We start from the raw sequence: 21,731 nt of genomic DNA on the forward strand, positions 1-21,731 counted from the left end.
GACGCTTAGATCTTGGCGGCCACTTCAGCGTACTCGGCGATTTCGTTGAAGTTCATGTAGCGGTAGACGGAGGCCTTGTCGGCATCGATCACGCCCATTTCCTTCAGGTACTCTTCCTTGGAAGGCAGGTAGCCCAGACGCGAAGCGATGGCTGCCAGTTCGGCCGAGCCTAGATACACGTTGGTGTTCTTGCCCAGACGGTTGGGGAAGTTACGAGTGGAAGTCGAAATGACAGTCGCACCTTCACGCACTTGAGCCTGGTTACCCATGCACAGCGAGCAGCCGGGCATTTCTGTACGGGCACCGGCAGTGCCGAAGGCAGAGTAGTGACCTTCCTTGATCAGCTCGTCCTGATCCATCTTGGTGGGAGGAGCCACCCACAGCTTGACGGGGATGTCGCGCTGGCCGCCCAGCAGCTTGGCTGCAGCGCGGAAGTGACCGATGTTGGTCATGCAGGAACCGATGAAGGCTTCGTCGATCTTGGCGCCGGCCACGTCAGACAGGGTCTTGGCATCATCAGGATCGTTCGGGCAGCAAACGATGGGTTCCTTGATGTCGGACATGTCGATTTCGATGACGTGAGCGTACTCAGCGTTCTTGTCGGCTTCCAGCAGGTCTGGCTTGGCCAGCCAGGCTTCGACCTTTTCGATACGGCGCTGCAGAGTCTTGGCGTCGGCGTAACCGTCAGCGATCATGTTCTTCATCAGAACGATGTTCGATGTCAGGTATTCCTTGATCGGTTCGGGGTTGAGCTTGATCGTGCAACCGGCGGCAGAGCGCTCGGCAGAAGCGTCGGACAGCTCAAACGCTTGTTCAACCTTCAGATCTGGCAGACCTTCGATTTCCAGGATGCGACCCGAGAATTCGTTGATCTTGCCGGCCTTGGCCACGGTCAGCAGACCTTGCTTGATGGCGTACAAGGGAATCGCGTGCACCAGATCGCGCAGAGTCACGCCAGGCTGCATTTCGCCCTTGAAGCGCACCAGCACGGATTCGGGCATGTCCAGAGGCATCACGCCGGTAGCGGCGCCGAAGGCCACCAGACCGGAGCCTGCGGGGAAGGAGATGCCGATGGGGAAACGGGTGTGCGAGTCGCCACCGGTACCCACGGTGTCGGGCAGCAGCAGGCGGTTGAGCCAGCTGTGGATCACGCCGTCACCAGGACGCAGGGCCACGCCGCCACGGTTGCTGATGAAATTGGGCAGTTCGCGATGGGTCTTCACGTCCACGGGCTTGGGATAAGCCGCTGTGTGGCAGAAGGACTGCATCACCATATCGGCGGAGAAGCCCAGGCAGGCCAGATCCTTGAGTTCGTCGCGGGTCATGGGGCCGGTGGTGTCCTGCGAACCCACGGTGGTCATGCGAGGCTCGCAGTAGGTACCGGGGCGCACGCCCTGACCTTCGGGCAGACCGCAGGCGCGGCCGACCATCTTCTGGGCCAGTGTGAAGCCGGCCGTGGAAGCGGCAGGAGCCTGGGGCAGACGGAATTCGGTGGATGCGGGCAGACCCAGGGCTTCGCGAGCCTTGGCGGTCAGCGAACGGCCGATGATCAGGTTGATACGGCCACCGGCTTGCACTTCGTCCAGCAGCACGTCGGACTTGAGCTGGAAGTCAGCCACGGTTTCGCCGTTCTTGACGATCTTGCCAGCGTAGGGCAGCACGTCGATCACGTCGCCCATTTCCAGCTTGGAAACATCGACTTCGATGGGCAGAGCGCCGGAGTCTTCTTGCGTGTTGAAGAAGATGGGAGCGATCTTGCCGCCCAGAGTCACGCCACCAAAGCGCTTGTTGGGAACAAAGGGAATATCCACGCCCGTGCCCCAGATGATGGAGTTGGTGGCGGACTTGCGCGAAGAACCGGTACCGACCACGTCACCCACGTAGGCAACCAGATGGCCCTTCTTCTTCAGGTCTTCGATGAACTGCATGGGGCCGCGCTTGCCGTCTTCTTCGGGCTTGAACGCCGCGTCGGGACGCGTGTTCTTGAGCATGGCCAGGTAGTGCAGAGGAATATCGGGACGGCTCCAGGCGTCGGGAGCGGGCGACAGGTCATCGGTATTGGTCTCGCCGGGCACCTTGAAGACGGTGACGGTGATCTTTTCCTCGACCTTGGGACGCGAAGTGAACCACTCGGCATCGGCCCAGCTTTGCATCACTTCCTTGGCCTTGGCATTGCCGGCCTTGGCCTTGTCGGCCACGTCGTTGAAGAAGTCGAACATCAGCAATGTCTTCTTCAGCGCGTCGGCAGCCACGCCAGCCACTTCGGCATCGTCCAGCAGCTCGATCAGAGGGTGAACGTTGTAGCCACCCACCATGGTGCCCAGCAGCTCGGTGGCCTTGGCCTTGGAGATGAGACCCACCTTCAGGTCGCCGTGAGCCACGGCAGCCAGGAAGGAAGCCTTGACCTTGGCTGCATCATCCACACCGGGCGGCACGCGATGGGTCAGCAGATCCATCAGGAATGCATCTTCACCAGCGGGTGGGTTCTTGATCAGCTCGATCAGGTCTGCGACCTGCTTGGCATCCAGAGGCAGCGGGGGGATGCCCAGTGCGGCTCGTTCTGCCACATGGTCACGGTAGGCTTTCAACATGGGTTCTCTCCAATGGTTTTTTGAAAAAGGCTGCGCGTGGAGCGCGAATTACAGGACTGGCGCATGTGCGATACGCCAGTCCTCAGCCTCGCCAGACTTATTTGCTGTCCAGCAGGCTGGGAGGTGGGTTCTTGCGGATGGCTTCGGCCACTTGCTGCTGCTCGGGGCTCATGCACTCATCCGCCAGACGCTGGCCGGCCTTCTGGTTCATCAGCATGGACTTGTTGGCGATCTGCAGCCACACTGCACCGGCAGCCTTGTCTTCCAGGCGCACGGTGCCGGTGGAAGTCTTGACGGGAGACATGTGGTACTTGAAGCCACGGCCGTCCACGATGAAGTAACCGGGGTTGGCGGTGTCGGCATTCACATTCACATAGGCACCGAGCTCGCAGGCAATGCGGCCCTTGTGCACGCGCTCGGCCACGGCCAGCTCTTCCGTGCCCAGTGCGGCGGAAGCCGGGCCAGCGGCCACGGCGGCGGCAGCACCCGCGCCACCTGCAGCTACGGCAGCAGCAGCCTTGCCCTTCTTGGAAGTAGTGGTGGCCTTCTTGGCGGCGGGAGCCTTCTTGGCGGCGGCCGCCTTGGCCTTGGGAGCGGTTTCTGCCACGGCAGAGTGGCTGATTGCGACCAGGGGAGCGGCAATCATCAAAGTGGCGATCAGGGTCTTCATAGGAATTAGCTCCTGCAGACTTGTTATGAGTTCAACGGATTGAGGCCGGGGCAAACCAGGGTTGAACTTCAACCGGCAAGACCTGCCCCGTCTGGTGAGCGCGCTCCAGCAACTGCCAAAAATAGCGGTAGCTCGCGCGGTCGTGTAGTACACCACCAAAACTGATGGGCGCCCAATTCTGCACCGCTGCAGAGGTAAGTATTTGTGCCGCCTGTAGAACTTCGTCCTCTGCTGGCGCAAATGCACGCAGAATCGGGCGAATCTGGTCAGGATGGATGCTCCACATGCGTGTGTAGCCAAGCTCACGCGAGGCTTTTTGCGCGCAAGCCTGCAAAGCTTCAGGATTCTTGAATTCCGTGACCACGCAATGCGAGGGCACCTTGCCGTGGGCATGGCAGGCTGCCGCGATCTCGAGCTTGGCACGAACGACCAAGGGATGCTCGAACTGACCCTGCGCCGTCATGGCGGAGGCCGGGATGGCGCCACCGTGAGCCGAGACAAAATCCATCAGCCCGAAGGAGATGCTTTGCACAGCCGGGTGCGCGGCAATGTCGAAGGCCTGCTGCACGGCAGCAGGAGACTCAATCAAGACATGTAGCGGCACACGCTTGTCTGTCGCGCGCTGCAGGGCTGCTTCGGCCTTGATGACGTCATCCACCGACTCCACCTTGGGAATCATGATGTGGCAGAGCTTGTCCGCCGCGCCGCCGGCAATGATGTCCATGTCTGCCTGGAAATGAGCATGCTCCACCGCATGCACCCGGGCCGCCACGCGCGCGCCTTGAGCCGCTCCATTCGCCAGCTCGACCACCAGGCGAGCGTGCTCGGCCTCCTGGCCGACAGGAGCGCCATCCTCGCAGTCCAGCGTCACGTCGAACACACAGGTGCCGAACTCCTGCATCATCTCTGCCTGCAACTGCAGGCTTTTGCGCATGCGCGCTTCCACGCCGCTGTAGTGATCGCAGACGGGCAGACGCTGAGCGCCACCCTGAGCATCGAGCAGCACGGTGGCGGGATGAACCAGTTCTTTCGTCATGACTTGCGCTGAGCCACCATGAAAAGTCGGGGAAAAGCCAGCAGACGCTTGCCGTCGGCTCGCTCCGGATACGCCGCATCGATGCGGCTTTGATACTCGGTCAGATACTCGGCTTGCAGCTCCCGGGGCAAACCTTCCACGAAAGGCTTGAGGCCCGTGCTGCTGAGCCACTGCACAATCGCTGCGGCCGAGTCCATGGGATGCTGGTAGACGGTGTGCCACACATCCACGCTCGCAGCCTCATTGGCGGGAGCCGCCGGCTGGGGCGCTGCCAGCAGGTCGTAATACACCCCTATGGGCAAAATTTCGGTACGCACCTTGCTCGCGTCCCCGATGTGCGCCACAAACCGGGGCAGTTGGGCGACTTCGCGCATGTTTCGGTGCGAGGGTTCCTGACGGTTGTCAGGCATCTGCACGGCCAGCACGCCACCGGGCGCCAGCAACGAAAACAGACGGGGAATCAGGCTCTCATGCTCGCCCACCCACTGGATGGAGGCATTCGCATAAATCAAATCAGGTGCTGACTCACCTTCAGCAGGTGCCCAGGAGGCAATATCACCGGCCTCGAACCTGGCCTGCGGCAACTGCCTACGCGCAGTCTCCAGCATGGCTTCGGAATTGTCGACACCGAGCACATCGGCGCCGGGAAAACGTTCCACCAGAAGTTCGGTGGAGTTGCCCGGCCCGCAGCCCAGATCCACGATGCGGAGGCTGCGAGCGGGTGAATGCAAGCTGGAAGGTACTCTTGCCAGCAGTTCTGCCGCAGGGCGCGTGCGCTCATTGGCAAAGCGCAGATACAGCGCAGGGTTCCAGTCTTGCATAGGTTTTGCGCTGATTACAGCAGGTGCTTGACGCCGTCCTGCTCGCCTTGCAGCTCAGCCAGAGTCTTGTTGATGCACTCTTGCGAGAAGGCGTCGATTTCCAGACCTTCGACGATCTTGTATTCGCCGTCAGCTGTGGTGGTCACGGGGAAACCGAACACGATACCGGCGGGGATGCCGTACTCGCCGTTGGAAGGCACGCCCATGGTGACCCATTCGCCGTTGGAGCCCAGGGCCCAGTCACGCATGTGATCGATGGCAGCGTTGGCAGCCGAAGCAGCCGACGACAGACCGCGAGCAGCGATGATGGCGGCGCCGCGCTTGCCCACGGTGGGCAGGAACACGTTGGCATTCCATTCCTGGTCGTTGATGGCTTCCTTCACGGACTTGCCGTCCACGGTGGCGAAGCGGTAGTCGGCGTACATGGTGGGCGAGTGGTTGCCCCACACGGTCAGCTTCTTGATGTCGCCGACCTTGAAGCCGCCCTTGGCAGCCAGCTGGGAAGCAGCGCGGTTGTGGTCCAGGCGCAGCATGGCGGTGAAGTTCTTGGCGGGCAGATCGGGAGCCGACTTCATGGCGATGTAAGCATTGGTGTTGGCGGGGTTGCCGACCACCAGAACCTTGACATTGCGCGAAGCCACGGCGTTCAGAGCCTTGCCCTGGGCGGTGAAGATCTGGGCGTTGGCAGCCAGCAGGTCAGCACGTTCCATGCCGGGGCCACGAGGACGGGCACCCACCAGCAGAGCGTAGTCGGTGTCCTTGAAGGCGGTCATGGGGTCGGCGTGGGCCTCGATGCCGGCCAGCAGGGGGAAGGCGCAGTCTTCCAGCTCCATGATCACGCCCTTCAGAGCGTTTTGAGCCTTTTCGTCGGGGATTTCCAGCAGTTGCAGAATAACGGGCTGATCTTTACCCAGCATTTCGCCGGAGGCGATGCGGAACAACAGGGCGTAACCGATTTGGCCAGCTGCGCCGGTAACGGCGACACGGACGGGCTTCTTGCTCATGGTGAAACTCCAAGATTGGAAAAAAGTGAGATGTTATGGGCGCCAGGTTGCACCAGCGTAACCACCAGTAGCGCAAGCTCCGCAAACATGCGGCAAGTGTACTGCCGAAATCAAAGCCCGGTCAATTTGTCTTATGTCTTATATAAGATATGATCTTCACTTAGCGACCAGAGTCAAATCGACTGTTTTTTGTGCATCGCATCGCGGAGGCGATACCTTCAAAACCAACTATGCCCAGCCCCCACAACACAGCCCCGGACAACAACGCCAGCCATAGCGGTGGTGCCGGCGTCTCCACCCCAGCCTTCAGCCCTCTGTACCAGCAGATCAAGGGCCTGATCCTGCAAAGTCTGGAAGCTGGCGAATGGCGCCCCGGAGAACTGATCCCCAGTGAAATGGAGCTGGCAGCACGCTTCAAGGTCAGCCAGGGCACGGTGCGCAAGGCAATCGATGAGCTGGCTGCCGAAAATCTGGTCATGCGCCGCCAGGGCAAAGGCACGTTTGTAGCCACTCACGCCGCCCAACAGGTGCAGTACCGTTTTCTGAATCTGCGCCCCGATGCTGGCGACCTGCAGGGCGAAGGCCGCGCAGAGCGCCACATCCTCGAGTGCCGCCGCCTGCGCGCGCCCGCCGAAGTGGCCCGCGCCCTGGCCCTGCGCACCGGCGACGCCGTGATGCATGTGCGCCGCACCCTGTCCTTTGCTGCAATCCCGACTATTTTGGAGGACATCTGGCTGCCTGGCAACGCCTTCAAGGGGCTGACGGCCGAACAGATGTCCAACTACCAGGGCCCCACTTACGCAATGTTCGAGCTCGACTATGGCGTGCGCATGGTGCGGGCCGACGAGAAAATTCGCGCCGTTCTGCCGGATGCCGAGCAAGCCCAGTTGCTGAACATTCCCAGCACCACGCCGCTGCTCAGCGTGGAGCGAACTGCTTACACATACAACGATGTTCCCATGGAGTTACGACGCGGCCTGTACCGCACCGACACCCATCATTACCGCAATGCATTGAACTGAATCCCCCCGTAAAAGCGTTGATTGCAACAGAGCCCAATCATCTGCTATGCAAATTCGGCTAACGGATTCTGCTGCATTGCAATAGAATTTTGTGTCGCTTCGCACTAGCGATTACAACGCAGTTACATCCACGAAAGTACCCTGCCATGACAGAGCAAAAAGCAAAACAGCGGCCAGAGTTCCGCAATATCAACTTCTTCTCGGACCTACCGACCTATCGCCTGCCCCTGGCAGGCATTGTGTCCATCTTGCACCGCGTCAGCGGCCTGCTGATGGCGATCCTGCTGCCGTTCATCATCTGGATGTTCGACAACTCGATCTCGTCGGAAATTTCGTTTGATTCCTTCACGTCGGTATTCGCAGGTCCCTTTGGCTGGTTTGCCAAGCTCGTCTGCCTGGCACTGATCTGGGCCTATCTGCACCACTTCTGCGCAGGTGTCCGCCACCTGGTGATGGACGTAAACCACCACGCCGTGAACAAGCAGACCGGCAAGTCCACCGCCGCCGTCGTTCTGTGCATCAGCGTTGCCCTGACCGTGGTGCTTGGCGCCAAGCTGTTCGGCCTGTACTGATCAGCGCCCAGTCAATAACACCTCACGATAAGGAAACAACCATGTCCGTGAATTACGGCTCCAAGCGCACCGTTGTCGGTGCGCACTATGGCACCCGCGACTTTCTGGCTCAACGCTCTACCGCCGTCCTGATGGCGCTGTACACCGTTGTGCTGCTGGTGCGCTTTCTGACGGTCGGCGGCCCCGTGGGCTACGAGCAGTGGGCCGGCATTTTTGCTCCCCAGTGGATGAAGTTTCTGACCCTGGCCCTCTTCGTGGCTCTGGGCTGGCATGCCTGGATCGGCGTGCGTGACATCTGGATGGACTACGTCAAGCCCGTGGGCCTGCGCCTTGCACTGCAAGTGGTCACCATTGTCTGGCTGGTCGGCTGCATCGGCTGGGGCATCCAGGTTCTGTGGCGTCTCTGATTGAGACACAGTCTCCACGATTGAAGGTTAAGAATGAGCTACTCCAAAGCAAATATCACCAAGCGCAAGTTTGACGTCGTGATCGTCGGTGCCGGCGGCTCCGGCCTGCGCGCTGCGCTGGAACTGTCGCGCGCCGGTCTGTCCGTCGCCTCGCTGTCCAAGGTTTTCCCCACTCGCTCGCACACTGTGGCCGCTCAGGGCGGCGTGTCCGCTTCGCTGGGCAATATGAGCGAAGACAACTGGCACTATCACTTCTACGACACCATCAAGGGCTCCGACTGGCTGGGCGACCAGGACGCCATCGAGTTCATGTGCCGTGAAGCGCCGAACGTCGTGATCGAGCTCGAGCACTTCGGCATGCCTTTCGACCGCAATGCCGACGGCACCATCTACCAGCGCCCCTTCGGCGGCCACACAGCCAACTACGGCGAAAAACCCGTGCAACGCGCCTGCGCTGCCGCTGACCGTACCGGTCACGCCATGCTGCACACGCTGTACCAGCAGAACGTCAAGTCCAAGACCAACTTCTTCGTGGAGTGGATGGCGCTGGACCTGATCCGCAACACCCAGGGCGATGTGGTCGGCGTGACCGCACTGGAACTGGAAACCGGCGATCTGTACGAGCTGCACGCCAAGGCCGTGCTGCTGGCCACCGGCGGCGCCGGTCGCATCTTCCAGGCTTCGACCAACGCCTTCATCAACACCGGTGACGGCCTGGGCATGGCTGCTCGCGCCGGCATCCCGCTGCAGGACATGGAGTTCTGGCAGTTCCACCCCACCGGCGTGGCCGGTGCCGGCGTGCTGCTGACCGAAGGCTGCCGCGGCGAAGGCGCTATTCTTTTGAATAGCGAAGGCGAGCGCTTCATGGAGCGTTACGCTCCCACGCTGAAGGATCTGGCACCGCGTGACTTCGTGTCGCGTTCGATGGACCAGGAAATCAAGGAAGGTCGCGGCTGCGGTCCCAACAAGGACTACATCCTGATGAAGCTGGACCACCTGGGTGCCGAAACCATCCGCAAGCGTCTGCCTTCCGTGGAAGAAATCGGCCACAACTTCGCCAACGTGGACATCACCAAGGAACCCATTCCCGTGGTTCCCACCATCCACTACCAGATGGGCGGCATCCCGACCAACATCAACGGTCAGGTCGTGGTCTGGGACGGTCAGCAGAACAATGTGGTCAACGGTCTCTACGCCGTGGGCGAATGCTCGTGCGTGTCCGTGCACGGCGCCAACCGCCTGGGCACCAACTCGCTGCTGGATCTGCTGGTCTTCGGCAAGTCTGCCGGCAAGCACATCGTGGAATTCGTCAACGGCTTCGGCGCTCACCACGAAGTGCCCGCCGATGGCGCCGACCGCACCCTGGCCCGCCTCAACCAGCTGCAGGACTCCAAGGACGGCACGTACGCCCAGGACGTCGCTGGCGAGATCCGTCAATCCATGCAGACTCATGCTGGTGTGTTCCGCACGCAAAAGAGCATGGACGAAGGCGTCGCCAAGATCAACGCGATCCGCGACAAGGTCGGCTCCGTGACCCTGAAGGACAAGTCCATGGTGTGGAACACCGCTCGCATGGAAGCCCTGGAAGTGGACAACCTGATCGAAGTGGCACAAGCCACCATGACCTCGGCCGCAGCCCGCAAGGAATGCCGTGGTGCACACACCGTGTACGACTACGAGCACCCTGCCGACCACGCCGAATTCCCCCTGGGCCGCAACGACAAGGAATGGCTCAAGCACACCCTGTGGGACAGCGCGACCAACAGCCTGACCTACAAGCCTGTGAACCTCAAGCCCCTGACCGTTGCCAGCGTTCCTCCCAAGGTCCGCACGTTCTAATTCAGCAGCCCACGAGAGAAGATCAAAATGAAGCGCACATTCAAAATCTACCGCTACGATCCGGATAAAGACGCCAAGCCCTACATGCAAACAGTGCAAGTGGAGCTGGACGGTCACGAGCGCATGCTGCTGGACGCCCTGGTCAAGCTCAAGGCCATGGACCCCTCCATTGCCTTCCGTCGCTCCTGCCGTGAAGGCGTGTGCGGCTCCGACGCCATGAACATCAACGGCAAGAACGGCCTGGCCTGCCTGACGAACATGAACACCCTCAAGGGCGACATCGTTCTCAAGCCCCTGCCCGGCCTGCCCGTCATCCGCGATCTGATCGTGGACATGACCCAGTTCTTCAAGCAGTACCACTCGATCAAGCCCTACCTGCAAAGCGATGTCTACGCATCGCCCAGCAAGGAGCGCCTGCAGTCGCCCGAAGAGCGCGAAGAGCTCAACGGCCTGTACGAGTGCATTCTGTGCGCCAGCTGCTCCACCAGCTGCCCCTCGTTCTGGTGGAACCCCGACAAGTTCGTGGGCCCGGCCGGTCTGCTGCAGGCTTACCGCTTCATCGCGGACAGCCGCGACACGGCCACGGGCGAGCGCCTTGACAATCTGGAAGATCCTTACCGCCTCTTCCGCTGCCACACCATCATGAACTGCGTGGACGTGTGCCCCAAGCACCTGAACCCCACCGCAGCCATTGGCAAGATCAAGGAGCTGATGGTTCGTCGAACCGTCTGATGCTGATGACGAATACTCTGCTCGACGAACGTGAGCGCGACCTGCTGAGGTGGCGCAGCCGCCGTGGTCTGGTTGAGAACGATCTGTTCATCGAGCAGTTCTTCGCCACCTACGGAAGCCAGCTCACGCGGAGACACGCGACTGGCCTGTCTGCCTTGATGGATCTGGCAGACAACGACCTGATGGATCTTTTCTTGCGTCGCAAGGAACCTGAAGGACAACTCGATACCCAAGAAGTCAGGGAAGTGCTGGAGATGGTGCGCAAGCGCCAGCCCGGTAACTGTCCCCAGTAGGCTAGGCAAACTAGAGAAGGAAGTTTGGAAATGAAACTCGCTGACAACAAAGCAACGCTGTCTTTCAGCAATGGCGCTCCCAGTGTGGAAATGCCGGTGTACCAGGGCAATATTGGCCCGGATGTGATCGACATCCGCAAGCTCTATGCCCAGACTGGCATGTTCACGTATGACCCGGGCTTCCTCTCTACCGCCGCCTGCCAATCCGCCATCACCTACATCGATGGCGACAAGGGTGAGCTGCTGTACCGCGGCTACCCCATCGAACAACTGGCCAAGAACTGCAACTTCCTGGAAACCTGCTACCTGCTGCTGTACGGGGAACTGCCCAACGAGAAGGAAAAGGCCAACTTCGAAGAGCTGGTGACCAAGCACACCATGGTCAACGAGCAGATGCAGTTCTTCCTGCGCGGCTTCCGTCGTGACGCTCACCCCATGGCCGTGCTGACCGGCCTGGTGGGCGGCATGTCGGCCTTCTACCACGACAGCACCGACATCACCAACCCAGAGCACCGCAACATCGCTGCGATCCGCCTGATCGCCAAGATGCCTACGCTGGTCGCCATGGCATACAAGTACGGTATGGGCCAGCCCTACATGTACCCCAAGAACGACCTGTCGTATGCCGGCAACTTCATGCGCATGATGTTCGGCAACCCCTGCGAAGAGTACAAGGTCAACCCCGTGGTTGAGCGCGCTCTGGACCGCATCTTCATCCTGCACGCCGACCACGAGCAAAATGCCTCGACCTCCACCGTGCGTCTGTGCGGTTCTTCGGGCACCAACCCCTTCGCGGCCATCTCCGCTGGCGTGGCCTGTCTGTGGGGCCCTGCCCACGGCGGCGCCAACGAAGCCTGCCTGAACATGCTGGAAGGCATCCAGGCCAATGGCGGCATCGAAAAGGTCGGCGAGTTCATGGAACAGGTCAAGGACAAGACCAGCGGCGTGAAGCTGATGGGCTTTGGCCACCGCGTCTACAAGAACTACGACCCCCGCGCCAAGCTGATGCAGGAAACCTGCAACGAAATCCTGGCCGAACTGGGTCTGGAAAACGATCCCCTGTTCGCCCTGGCCAAGAAGCTGGAAAAGATTGCCCTGGAAGACGACTACTTCGTCCAGCGCAAGCTCTACCCCAACGTGGACTTCTACTCCGGCATCGTGCAGCGCGCCATCGGCATCCCCGTCAACCTGTTCACCGGCATCTTCGCTCTGGCCCGTACCGTGGGCTGGATCGCTCAGCTCAACGAACAAATGGCCGACCCCGAGTACAAGATCGGCCGTCCCCGCCAGTTGTTCACCGGCTCCGTGTCGCGCGACGTCAAGCCTATCGCTCAGCGTTGATCGGCACACCCAGGCCCGGATTTCCGGGTCTCAGGGTGGCAAAAAGCCCGCAGACTGCAAAGTCCGCGGGCTTTTTTACGTGCCCCCCGATCTCAGCTTTGGTAAAACCATAGCTGGTTATGCAAGACACAGGTCGATTTCAAGTGTGAATCATCTCAGTATCCATTGATACAAAGCGCTAGCCGCTATAGAAATTTATGAATCGGTCCATGTCAGAAATGCGGAGCGAACCCGGAATCGGCTCTTCTATACTGGTCTTCATGCACGCAAAACGACAACGCAATCTGGAGCTGGCCCATGCCGTGCTCGACTGGAACCAGCGCCACCTGAGTCGTCACACCACGCTGAGCCGCGAGCAGGTCGCCGAATGCTTTGCCGAGCAATTCGTGGTCGAGCCCAACGGCCGCCACTATGCGGCGGACCTCGAGAGCTATCGCGAATTTCTCGAAGGCATGAAGCAGGACATGGAAGGCATTCGCTACGACATCCGGCACACCACGGCCGACGAGGACTCCGTGGTCTTTTCCATGGATGTCTGCATCACCAAGGCAGATGGCGGCGCCCAGCACTTTGTCGCCATGCTGCTCATGCGTTTTGACGAGCACGAAAAAGTCAGCCTGTGGCACGAGGTCTATCTGCCACGCCCCCAGGCTGGCGCGCAATAAGACCGCACCGCAGACCACTCCCGTCAGGGCACGAGCAAAATCGGTTGCTGGGCGCCATGCGCCTCCAGTTGCCGGTGGGCCTGCGCGGCATCGGCCAGCGCAAACTCCTGCGGCTCGCCCATGCGGAAATGCTTTTTGCGCAGCGCCTCGAACAGGCGCGCGGCCATGGCATCGCGCTCTCTGGGCTTTTTGACGAAATGAAACACCATGGGCCGGCACACGCTGTTCGACTTGGCGGCCAGACGCGCAATCTCCAGCGGCGGCACCGGACCGGAAGACTGTCCGTACATCACCAGCTGGCCGCCGATGCCCAGACTGGCCAGCGAACCATCAAAGCTGTCCTTGCCCACGCCGTCATAAGCCACATCCACGCCTTCGCCGCCGGTCAACTGCTGTACACGCGCGGCCACATCCTGGGCGCCCGCGCCGCGATAGCGGATCACCTCCACACAACCGGCCTGATCGGCCTTTTTCGCCGTGGCATCACTGCCCGCCGTGCCGATCACCATGGCCCCCAACTGCGTGGCCCACTGGCTCAGAATCTGCCCCATGCCGCCACCGGCGGCCTGCACCAGAATCCGCGATCCCTGGCTTACCCGAGCCACCCGGTGCAGCAGCACATCGGCCGTCAGCCCGCGCAGCAGGCTGGATGCGACCAGCGCATCGCTGAGGTCATCGGGCACGGCAATCAGCTCGTCGCCCGCAATCACGCGCTCGGCGGCGTAGATGGCATAGGCGCCAGAGACATAGCAGACCCGGTCGCCGGGCCTGAAGCGAGTCACGCCTTCTCCCACTTCTGCCACCACCCCCACGGCTTCGATGCCGGGCGTGCCCGGCAGCGCCAGCGTCTTGTAAAGCCCGGAGCGCACATAGATATCGTGAAAGTTCACGCCAATGCGCGTGTGTCGCACGCGCACCTGTCCAGCCGTCAGCGGCAGCGAAGCGACCGAGGCGATCTGCAGAACCTCGGGGCCTCCGTATTCCGTCATGACAATGGCTTGATGCGTGATCTGACTCATGGCTGATGCTCCTTGCGGGTTGTAATCCTGCGAATGTAGCCTGGGCCGCGCTTGTCCCTGCGCCTCGCTGCGACGCGGCAATTCCCGCACAATGCGCCTCCTGCACACCGCTATTGATTCTTCTATGTCTTTTGCCCCCCTAGGCCTGCGCGCCGAGCTTCTGGATGCCACACTCGATCTGGGTCTGCGCGACGCGACGCCGATTCAGACCGAGGCCATCCCCGCCGTGCTGGCCGGACGCGATCTCTGGGCCTGCGCGCCCACGGGCTCGGGCAAGACCATGGCCTATCTGCTGCCCCTGCTGCAGGCCTGGCTGGCGCAAAAGCGCGGCCACACCGGCTTTGTGCGGCCGCTGGCCACCTTGATTCTGGTGCCCACGCGCGAGCTGGCCCTGCAGGTTCATGAAAGCCTGAGCGACATCACGCGCCAACTGCGTGAGCAACCACGCAGCCGCGTGGTCTATGGCGGTGTCTCCATCAACCCGCAGATGATGCAGCTGCGTGGCAGCGCCGACTTTCTGGTCGCCACGCCGGGCCGCCTGCTGGATCTGGTGGAGCACAATGCCGTGCGCCTGAACGCAGTGCAGCATCTGGTTCTGGACGAGGCGGATCGCCTGCTGGACCAGGGCTTTGCCGAAGAACTCAACCGCGTGCTGGCCCTGCTGCCCGCCAAACGCCAAACCATGCTGTTCTCGGCCACCTTCCCGCAGAACGTGGAGGCGCTGGCCACCCGCCTGCTGCACGACCCCGTTCGGGTGCAGGTCGATGCCGACCAGGCCGCCGAGCATTCGACCAGCCCCGAGAACATCAGCCAGCGCGCCATTGCCGTGGACGGCACCCGCCGCACCCAGCTGCTGCGCCAGCTCGTCAAGCAAGGCGAGAACCAGCCCGAATGGGAACGAGCCCTGGTCTTTGTCGCCAAGCGCCACACCGCCGAAATGCTGGCCGACAAGCTCTACAAGGCTGGCATCTACGCCACCACCTTCCACGGCGATATGAGCCAGGGTGCGCGCAAGGACGTGCTCGACCAGTTCAAGGCCAAGCGCTGGCAACTGCTCATCACCACCGACCTGGCCGCGCGCGGTATCGATATCGCACAGCTGCCCACGGTCATCAACTACGACCTGCCCCGCTCGCCCGCCGACTATATTCATAGAATTGGCCGCACGGGTCGTGCAGGGCATGCTGGTTGCGCCATCACTTTTGTAAGCCCCGCCGACACCGCACACTGGAAGCTGATCTGCAAGCGCAATCAGCTGGAGATCGATCTGGAGCAAATCCAGGGCTTCGAGCCTACCGAAGCCCTACCGCCACCGCCGGTCGCGCAAGACGGCAACGGCGGCATCAAGGGCCGCAGACCCAGCAAGAAGGACAAGCTGCGCGCCGCAGCTGCAGCCGCAAAGCAGCAGCCAGGCGATTAAGCTACCGCGCAAGGCCGAGGACTCCCTCGCCTCAGCTCATCAAAAAGGCCGCCCTTGCGGCCTTTTTTGCGTCTGACAGAGACCGCCTTCAACCTGGCCGGACGCAGCCGCTCCCTCTTCCTGCCGCTTTTTCGACAGCGAAATCTCCAAATTTCCATAAACCCAATTGAAATTCAATCACCAATAGATAAGAACTATTCTTACATCCACCACACCGATAGTCATAGACATTAGGAAACATGGTTTACATGAATTTTTTAAATAAAAATTGGTAAGCCAGGTCCCTTGGCAGCACTGCGAACGCGAGCCAAGGATGTCACTGACCTGTCTGCATGCGCCTGTGAAGCGATGCAGGGGGGAACGGCAATGAAATCGTTGAAAACACTGGCAGGGTTGACCATCGTCATTGCCTGCTCCGCAGTCCAGGCCGACGAAGCCAATCAGTCTGCCGAGACCACTCAGCCCGTCGAGGTCAATCAGTCTGCCCAGGTCAGCCAGGCTGCGGGCGCATGGCATATCAATCTGCACACGGTCAGCCACCATTTCAGCGAACGGAAACGTGGCAAAACATGGAACGAGGAAAACCTGGGCCTGGGTATCAGACGAGAGTTTTCCAGCAATTTCTCCGTGCAGGCCGGCTTCTATCGCAACAGCATCGACCGCTGGAGCACCTACGCCATAGGCGAGTACACGCCGCTGACTTTTGGCAATCTGCACTCTGGCGTTTATGCCGGCTTGCGCACCAACTACACACGCCCCGTCATGGCAGCCGCCGGAGCCCTGGTGCGCTGGCAGGGTGAGCGCTACAGCGTTACGGTCCGCGCTGCACCAAAGACCTGCGGCCAATGCTCGGCTTTCATTGCGCTCGAGTTCGGCTGGAAACTGTGATCAATTTGTAAAACGGGTACGGAACCGCAGTGCATACATTGCCAATCAGCGTTGGCAGCACCAGAGAGCACGCTAAAGTGCCAGCTCACTGTGCTTTTTGATGCCCCATGCACGCAGACTCGAATTCCGCCCTCATCACCCGCCAGCTCGAAAAAAGCCGCCAGGCGCTGCTGGACCTCTCCACACGCAACCGGTTGCTGAGCCTGCCTCAGGCCGCCACGGCACGCGTGCTGCATTTTGCGGATGAACGCACGGACGAGGTCTATCGCCTGCTGGCGGGCGAAAGCAAAGCCATGAGCTTTGCGCCGGCAAAGGCCGAGGAGGAGCAAGCGGCCGCAGACCCTGCAGAGGCCCAGGAGACACAGACCACCCTCACCCTGCCCCAGCCCGAAGAAAGCGTCGACGAGCAGCTCGATGCGCGCGGTGTGGCCCAGCGCCATCGTGACCTGAAATTGCAGACGCGCCTGTCCAGCGAGAAGCTGCAGCGCCGGCTGCTGGACATGTATTCCGATGCCCGCACCTTCATCGAGGAACAGGGCGTCAACATCTTGTTTCTGGCGCTGGGTCAGCTGCAATGGTTCGACCGCAATGCTCCCGACAAGCCGCGTTTTGCGCCACTGATTCTGCTGCCCGTGGCACTGGAGCGCAAAAGCGCGGCCGAACGCTTCACCCTGTCCTGGTTGCAGGAAGATGCGGCGGAGAACCTGTCGCTGGCGGCCAAGCTCAAGGCCGACTTTGGCCTGGAGCTGCCCGAATTCAATGCCGGCGACGACTTCGACCCCCGCGCCTATCTGGCCGCGGTCGCCGCCATGGCTGCGGCCCAGCCCGGCTGGCAGGTGTTGCCCGACGCCATGACGCTGGGCTTCTTCAGCTTTGCCAAGTTCCTGATGTACCGCGATCTGGACACTGCGACCTGGCCGCCAGAAAAGCGGCTGGACCAGCAGGCGCTGATTGCTGCCGCGCTGCAGGACGGCTTCGAGGCACGCGAACATCTGTTCCCCGAAGACGCCAATGTGGACCAACTGATCCCCGTCGACAGCCAGCGCCATGTGGTCGATGCGGACAGCTCGCAGTCACTGGCCATCGAAGCCGTGCGCCGCGGCGAGAACCTGGTCATTCAAGGCCCGCCGGGCACGGGCAAGTCCCAGACCATCACCAACGTGATTGCAGCGGCGATTGCCGACGGCAAGAAAGTGCTGTTCATCTCAGAGAAGATGGCCGCGCTTGAGGTGGTCAACCGCCGCCTCAAATCCGTGGGCCTTGGGCCTGCCTGTCTGGAACTGCACAGCCACCATGCCAACAAGCGCAAGGTGCTGGAGGAACTCAAGGCCACGCGCGATCTGGGCAAGCCGCGTGTGGAGCACCGCGAGCAAATCATCCATGAGCTGAGCAACGTGCAGCAGCAGCTCAACGCGCACAGCCAGACCATGCATCAGGCGCTGGCGCCCTGCACACTCACGCCCTACCAGATCCTGGGGCGGCTGGCGCGGCTGGATACGGTGCAGATCGCGCATCTGCCCGATCTGCTGCAAGGCGCACAGAACTGGTCACCCGAGGACTTTCATTCACGCCAGCAGATTGTCGAAGCACTGCGCCAGGCGGCATCCAAGGTGAGCCCGGTGGCCGGGCACCCGTGGCGCGGCGTATGCCATCCGGCGCTGCTCAAGCTGGATGCGCAACGCTTCGCCCAGCAACTGCCGACGCTGCAAGCAATGCTGGCCCGGTTGCAGCAGGATGCTGAGCTGCTGGCGCAATCCCTGAGCGCGCCGGCGGCACAGACTCTGCAGTCTCTGCATGAGCAGATCACGCTGGCGCAGCAGCTCGCCAGTGCCCCGTCCATAGACCGGCAGGCCGTCGCCAACAGCATCTGGGATCAGGGCCTGGGCCAGCTGCACAAGCTGGTCGAATGCGGCGCCCAGTTCAGCCGGCAAGCGCAGAGCCTGCGCGGCAGCTTTGCCGAATCCGCCTGGACGGCGGACTGGAATGCCCCACGCCAGAGCATCGCAGCACATGGCGACTCGCTGTTTCGCATTTTCAACAGCGGCTACCGCGCGGCGATTGCCAACCTCAAGGGCCAGTTGAAAACGACATTGCCGAGTTCACGGGCAGAGCGTCTGAACCTGCTCGACAGCCTGATCGAAGCCCAGCAACTGCGCCAGAACCTGGGCCAGCAGCAGATCCTGGGGGCAGATGCCTTTGGCAGCCTGTGGCAGGGCGAGCAAAGCGACTGGGCGCAACTGCAGGCCGTGCTGGGCTGGATGGCCGGCCCCGACGGACAGGGCCGCAGTGCCGCCTTTCGCCAGCTGTATGCCCAGCTGCCATCGCCCGCACATTGCGCGGACCTGGCCGTCCGGGCCAGTGCATCGCTGCAGGCATTCGAGGATGCTGCGCAAAGCTTGCTGGACGGCTACCGGCTCGAGACACAGGAAGCCTTTGGCGCCGCCGATCTGGCCCGCATCCCGCTGGCCGACTTTGGCGAGCGCCTTGCACAATGGGTCGCCGAGCCCAACGCCTTGCTGGACTGGACCTCGTACCACGCCACCCGTGAGCAGGCGCGTGCGGCCGGCATGGCCGTCCTGGTGCAGCAGCTCGAGAATGAATCCATTGCACAAGGAGCCCTGCCCGCCATCCTCGAACGCGCTTATTACGAAGCGCTGCTGCGTCAGGCCACTCAGGCTCACCCCGAGCTGGTCGCTTTCAACGGCGATCAGCACAGCCAGAAGGTGCGCCAGTTCCAGGCGCTGGATCTGGAGCGCATCGAACTCGCGCGCGCCCAGTCGGCACTCTCGCATTACGAGCAGGTGCCACGCAGCGCATCCGGCATGGGCCCGCTTGGCGTGCTCAATGGCGAGATTGCGCGCAAGCGCGGCCATATGCCGCTGCGCAAGCTGTTCAAGCTCGCAGGCGAAGCCGTCCAGGCTATCAAGCCCGTGTTCATGATGAGCCCGCTGTCCGTGGCCCAGTTTCTGGAACCTGGTGCGGTCGAGTTCGATCTGCTGGTGATTGACGAAGCCAGCCAGATCGAGCCCGTGGATGCGCTGGGCGCCATCGCCCGCTGCAAGCAGCTGGTGGTGGTGGGCGACGACCGCCAGCTGCCGCCCACGCGCTTTTTCTCGCGCATGACCAGCGAGCAGGACGAGTTCGACGACGAGGACGAAGACCAGCTCATCGCCGGAGCTGCCGATGTGGAGAGCATTCTGAGCCTGTGCCTGGCCAAGGGCATGCCCCAGCTCATGCTACGCTGGCATTACCGCAGCCGCCACCAGTCGCTGATTGCGGTGTCCAACCAGCAGTTCTACAACAGCAGCCTTTACGTCGTGCCCAGCCCCTACACGGCCCGCTCGGGCATGGGGCTGCGCTTTCACCATCTGCCCGAAGGCCGCTTTGACAGCGGCGCCAGCCGCATCAACCGCATCGAGGCCCAGACCATTGCACGCGCCATCATGCAGCACGCACAGCAGTCGCCGCAGCTCAGCCTGGGCGTGGCCGCTTTCTCGCTGCAGCAAAAAGTCGCCATCCAGGACGAGCTGGAACTGCTGCGTCGCCAGCAGCCCGAGGCAGAGTCCTTTTTTGTCGCCCATCCCAACGAACCCTTCTTCATCAAGAACCTGGAAAACGTGCAGGGCGACGAGCGCGATGTGATCTTCATCTCGGTGGCCTATGCGCGCAACGCGCAGGGCTATCTGCCCATGCGCTTCGGCCCTGTGAGTGCCGATGGAGGCGAGCGCCGGCTGAACGTGCTGATCTCGCGTGCCAAGCAGCGCTGCGAGGTGTTTTCATCCATCACCGCCGACGACATCGATCTGGAACGCGGCAAAGGCAAGGGCGTGGCCGCGCTCAAGGTATTCCTGCAATACGCGGCCACCGGTCAGTTGGCCCTGGCCGGCATCAGCGGACGCGATCTGGAGTCGCCGCTCGAAGAAGATGTGTACGAAGCGCTGACGGCCCAGGGTCTGCAGGTGCAGACTCAGATCGGCATTGCGGGCTTCTTCATCGATCTGGCCGTGGTCGATCCAGAACAGCCGGGGCGCTATCTGCTGGGCATTGAGTGCGACGGCATGAGCTATCACCACAGCCGCTCTGCACGCGACCGTGACCGCCTGCGCCAGTCGGTGCTGGAGAGCCAGGGCTGGACGCTGCTGCGCATCTGGGGCTGCGACTGGTTCCGCCAGCCGCGTGCCCAGACCGAGCGTGTCCTGGCCGCCGTCGAAGCTGCCAGGCAGCGCAAGCAGGCCGAACCAGTTCAGCCGCTAATGCCCACCCATCAGTCACAGACAGCCACAGAAGTCATAGAACGCGCAGCACGGTCCGATGCCGAAAGCGCCGAGACGGAATCGGCCGCAGGCCCTGACGACAGCCTCTATCAGGAAGCCCGCTTTGCCGTTCCCGCCGGAGAACTGCACAACCAATCCACCGCAAAGCTGGCCCAGCTGATGCACCAGGCAGTGGAGCTGGAAGGACCGATTCATTTCGACGAACTGGTCACCCGCATGCGTACGCTTTGGGGCCTGCAACGCGCCGGCAGCCGCGTGCGCGATGCGCTGGAGCAGGCACGCCAATCGCTGCTGGCCGATGAGGCACTGGCCGCAGAAGGGGAGTTTCTCGACCTGCCGGGACGAGCGGTGCGGGTACGCAATCGCGCAGAGGTCGGCTCGGCCAATCTGCGCCGCATCGATTGCCTGCCGCCAGCCGAGATCCGTGCAGCGATTGCCCTGGCCCTCAGGAGCAGCCTGGGCGGCCAGCGCGAGGAACTGCCCGCTGCTGTGGCCCGGCTGCTGGGCCTGAGCGCTGTCACCGCGCCGGTACGCGAGCTGGTGCTGACGCAGCTCGATGCGCTGCATGGCAGCGGCGCCGTGGCATTCAACGGGACGCTGTATCGACTGCCGACCTGAGTCCTGAGTCAGTGGTCGTTGCTGACTTTACGGTCCTCGCTCTTGGCCTCCTCCATGGCCTCGGGCTCCAGTTCCTCCGCCGAACGATTCAGGTGAACAAACACCCCCCAGCCGACCATGAGCATGCCGACGGCAATGACCAAGGCGGCGGAATACAGCAACTTCTCGGGCTGCTCCTGGGCCTTGAAGGTGGCAACCAATCCCTCGACGGCCAGGGCGACCACCAGCACCACCATAAAGCGTGAGAGAAAGCGACGCACTCTTGTCGGGCCGCTGATATGGGCGTCGCGCACCACCTCTTCTTCAATCACGGTCTGGGAAATCTGCAGAGCCACCACGCCTGAGGCCAGAATGCCCAGCGCCTCCACCACATGCAGCGTGGCCTCCGGCTCCAGGCCGGCAGCAATCACGGCCCAGGCCTTGGTGACGGCCATCCAGATCAGGCACAACGCCGCCAGGCCGAACAGCAGGGCAATCAGCGAATGAGTCAGGGTGTAGAGCCAGTGAACAAACTTCATG

Annotated in this window: 18 protein-coding genes; 11 read left to right on the forward strand and 7 right to left on the reverse strand. The window is 61.9% G+C overall.

Annotation, left to right across the window (positions count from 1 at the left end):
• Window positions 1–5: 5 nt before the first annotated feature.
• The 5 genes from acnB to AAIL66_RS08050 form a co-directional block, all read right to left on the reverse strand.
• A complete protein-coding gene (acnB, locus tag AAIL66_RS08030) occupies window positions 6–2,591 on the reverse strand; it encodes a bifunctional aconitate hydratase 2/2-methylisocitrate dehydratase (RefSeq protein WP_003063559.1) in 2,586 nt (861 codons plus the stop codon).
• A gap of 97 nt (window positions 2,592–2,688) precedes the next feature.
• On the reverse strand, window positions 2,689–3,261 hold the full coding sequence (locus AAIL66_RS08035) for a hypothetical protein (RefSeq protein ID WP_034356841.1): 573 nt from the start codon (window positions 3,259–3,261) through the stop codon (window positions 2,689–2,691).
• 31 nt (window positions 3,262–3,292) lie between these two features.
• On the reverse strand, window positions 3,293–4,297 hold the full coding sequence (locus AAIL66_RS08040) for an aldolase/citrate lyase family protein (protein WP_034356844.1): 1,005 nt from the start codon (window positions 4,295–4,297) through the stop codon (window positions 3,293–3,295).
• A complete protein-coding gene (gene tam, locus AAIL66_RS08045) occupies window positions 4,294–5,118 on the reverse strand; it encodes a trans-aconitate 2-methyltransferase (protein ID WP_343496433.1) in 825 nt (274 codons plus the stop codon). Before tam ends, AAIL66_RS08040 begins: the two co-directional genes overlap by 4 nt.
• A gap of 14 nt (window positions 5,119–5,132) precedes the next feature.
• Window positions 5,133–6,122: a malate dehydrogenase gene (locus tag AAIL66_RS08050; RefSeq protein WP_003063568.1), complete on the reverse strand. Its 990-nt coding sequence runs from the start codon at window positions 6,120–6,122 to the stop codon at window positions 5,133–5,135.
• Between the two features lie 230 nt (window positions 6,123–6,352).
• Between AAIL66_RS08050 and AAIL66_RS08055 the strand changes: the two genes are divergently transcribed.
• From AAIL66_RS08055 to AAIL66_RS08090, 8 genes are all read left to right on the forward strand, one after another.
• Window positions 6,353–7,144: a GntR family transcriptional regulator gene (locus tag AAIL66_RS08055; RefSeq protein ID WP_012839254.1), complete on the forward strand. Its 792-nt coding sequence runs from the start codon at window positions 6,353–6,355 to the stop codon at window positions 7,142–7,144.
• Between the two features lie 146 nt (window positions 7,145–7,290).
• A complete protein-coding gene (gene sdhC, locus AAIL66_RS08060; RefSeq protein ID WP_003063573.1) occupies window positions 7,291–7,716 on the forward strand; it encodes a succinate dehydrogenase, cytochrome b556 subunit in 426 nt (141 codons plus the stop codon).
• A gap of 41 nt (window positions 7,717–7,757) precedes the next feature.
• Complete coding sequence (gene sdhD / locus AAIL66_RS08065; RefSeq protein WP_003063575.1) at window positions 7,758–8,123, forward strand: succinate dehydrogenase, hydrophobic membrane anchor protein; 366 nt, start codon at window positions 7,758–7,760, stop codon at window positions 8,121–8,123.
• Window positions 8,124–8,156: 33 nt separating this feature from the next.
• On the forward strand, window positions 8,157–9,962 hold the full coding sequence (sdhA, locus tag AAIL66_RS08070; protein ID WP_034356849.1) for a succinate dehydrogenase flavoprotein subunit: 1,806 nt from the start codon (window positions 8,157–8,159) through the stop codon (window positions 9,960–9,962).
• A gap of 27 nt (window positions 9,963–9,989) precedes the next feature.
• Complete coding sequence (locus AAIL66_RS08075) at window positions 9,990–10,694, forward strand: succinate dehydrogenase iron-sulfur subunit (RefSeq protein WP_003053210.1); 705 nt, start codon at window positions 9,990–9,992, stop codon at window positions 10,692–10,694.
• A complete protein-coding gene (locus AAIL66_RS08080) occupies window positions 10,694–10,987 on the forward strand; it encodes a succinate dehydrogenase assembly factor 2 (protein ID WP_003053208.1) in 294 nt (97 codons plus the stop codon). Before AAIL66_RS08075 ends, AAIL66_RS08080 begins: the two co-directional genes overlap by 1 nt.
• A gap of 30 nt (window positions 10,988–11,017) precedes the next feature.
• Window positions 11,018–12,328 (forward strand): citrate synthase, encoded by a 1,311-nt coding sequence (locus AAIL66_RS08085; protein ID WP_003063579.1) that lies wholly within the window; start codon window positions 11,018–11,020, stop codon window positions 12,326–12,328.
• 260 nt (window positions 12,329–12,588) lie between these two features.
• On the forward strand, window positions 12,589–12,993 hold the full coding sequence (locus AAIL66_RS08090; RefSeq protein WP_238585735.1) for a nuclear transport factor 2 family protein: 405 nt from the start codon (window positions 12,589–12,591) through the stop codon (window positions 12,991–12,993).
• A 23-nt stretch (window positions 12,994–13,016) separates the two neighbouring features.
• Here the strand turns inward: AAIL66_RS08090 and AAIL66_RS08095 are convergent, their stop codons facing one another.
• On the reverse strand, window positions 13,017–14,012 hold the full coding sequence (locus tag AAIL66_RS08095; RefSeq protein ID WP_034392262.1) for a quinone oxidoreductase: 996 nt from the start codon (window positions 14,010–14,012) through the stop codon (window positions 13,017–13,019).
• A gap of 124 nt (window positions 14,013–14,136) precedes the next feature.
• On the opposite strand from AAIL66_RS08095, the gene AAIL66_RS08100 reads away from it, so the two are divergent.
• The 3 genes from AAIL66_RS08100 to AAIL66_RS08110 all read left to right on the forward strand — a co-directional run bounded on the left by AAIL66_RS08100 (window position 14,137) and on the right by AAIL66_RS08110 (window position 21,212).
• Entirely contained in the window at window positions 14,137–15,432 is a 1,296-nt protein-coding gene (locus AAIL66_RS08100; RefSeq protein WP_034356857.1) for a DEAD/DEAH box helicase, read from the forward strand.
• A gap of 366 nt (window positions 15,433–15,798) precedes the next feature.
• Window positions 15,799–16,320: a hypothetical protein gene (locus tag AAIL66_RS08105; RefSeq protein ID WP_034356860.1), complete on the forward strand. Its 522-nt coding sequence runs from the start codon at window positions 15,799–15,801 to the stop codon at window positions 16,318–16,320.
• A 107-nt stretch (window positions 16,321–16,427) separates the two neighbouring features.
• Window positions 16,428–21,212, forward strand: a complete 4,785-nt coding sequence (locus AAIL66_RS08110; protein WP_343496434.1) for a DUF3320 domain-containing protein — start codon at window positions 16,428–16,430, stop codon at window positions 21,210–21,212.
• 8 nt (window positions 21,213–21,220) lie between these two features.
• On the opposite strand, the gene AAIL66_RS08115 is transcribed toward AAIL66_RS08110, so the two are convergent.
• The gene (locus AAIL66_RS08115) at window positions 21,221–21,730 is read right to left on the reverse strand and encodes a hypothetical protein (RefSeq protein WP_003063591.1); all 510 of its coding nucleotides are present in this window, start codon (window positions 21,728–21,730) and stop codon (window positions 21,221–21,223) included.
• Window position 21,731: the final 1 nt, after the last annotated feature.

This window comes from Comamonas sp. F1-6 (assembly GCF_039581415.1).
GTDB lineage: Bacteria > Pseudomonadota > Gammaproteobacteria > Burkholderiales > Burkholderiaceae_C > Comamonas > Comamonas thiooxydans.

Excerpts from the sequence above, each read along its gene's own strand:
- acnB (WP_003063559.1), bottom strand. The coding sequence starts at position 2,591 with ATGTTGAAAGCCTACCGTGACCATGTGGCAGAACGAGCCGCACTGGGC.
- AAIL66_RS08035 (WP_034356841.1), bottom strand. The coding sequence starts at position 3,261 with ATGAAGACCCTGATCGCCACTTTGATGATTGCCGCTCCCCTGGTCGCA.
- AAIL66_RS08040 (WP_034356844.1), bottom strand. The coding sequence starts at position 4,297 with ATGACGAAAGAACTGGTTCATCCCGCCACCGTGCTGCTCGATGCTCAG.
- tam (WP_343496433.1), bottom strand. The coding sequence starts at position 5,118 with ATGCAAGACTGGAACCCTGCGCTGTATCTGCGCTTTGCCAATGAGCGC.
- AAIL66_RS08050 (WP_003063568.1), bottom strand. The coding sequence starts at position 6,122 with ATGAGCAAGAAGCCCGTCCGTGTCGCCGTTACCGGCGCAGCTGGCCAA.
- AAIL66_RS08055 (WP_012839254.1), top strand. The coding sequence starts at position 6,353 with ATGCCCAGCCCCCACAACACAGCCCCGGACAACAACGCCAGCCATAGC.
- sdhC (WP_003063573.1), top strand. The coding sequence starts at position 7,291 with ATGACAGAGCAAAAAGCAAAACAGCGGCCAGAGTTCCGCAATATCAAC.
- sdhD (WP_003063575.1), top strand. The coding sequence starts at position 7,758 with ATGTCCGTGAATTACGGCTCCAAGCGCACCGTTGTCGGTGCGCACTAT.
- sdhA (WP_034356849.1), top strand. The coding sequence starts at position 8,157 with ATGAGCTACTCCAAAGCAAATATCACCAAGCGCAAGTTTGACGTCGTG.
- AAIL66_RS08075 (WP_003053210.1), top strand. The coding sequence starts at position 9,990 with ATGAAGCGCACATTCAAAATCTACCGCTACGATCCGGATAAAGACGCC.
- AAIL66_RS08080 (WP_003053208.1), top strand. The coding sequence starts at position 10,694 with ATGCTGATGACGAATACTCTGCTCGACGAACGTGAGCGCGACCTGCTG.
- AAIL66_RS08085 (WP_003063579.1), top strand. The coding sequence starts at position 11,018 with ATGAAACTCGCTGACAACAAAGCAACGCTGTCTTTCAGCAATGGCGCT.
- AAIL66_RS08090 (WP_238585735.1), top strand. The coding sequence starts at position 12,589 with ATGCACGCAAAACGACAACGCAATCTGGAGCTGGCCCATGCCGTGCTC.
- AAIL66_RS08095 (WP_034392262.1), bottom strand. The coding sequence starts at position 14,012 with ATGAGTCAGATCACGCATCAAGCCATTGTCATGACGGAATACGGAGGC.
- AAIL66_RS08100 (WP_034356857.1), top strand. The coding sequence starts at position 14,137 with ATGTCTTTTGCCCCCCTAGGCCTGCGCGCCGAGCTTCTGGATGCCACA.
- AAIL66_RS08105 (WP_034356860.1), top strand. The coding sequence starts at position 15,799 with ATGAAATCGTTGAAAACACTGGCAGGGTTGACCATCGTCATTGCCTGC.
- AAIL66_RS08110 (WP_343496434.1), top strand. The coding sequence starts at position 16,428 with ATGCACGCAGACTCGAATTCCGCCCTCATCACCCGCCAGCTCGAAAAA.
- AAIL66_RS08115 (WP_003063591.1), bottom strand. The coding sequence starts at position 21,730 with ATGAAGTTTGTTCACTGGCTCTACACCCTGACTCATTCGCTGATTGCC.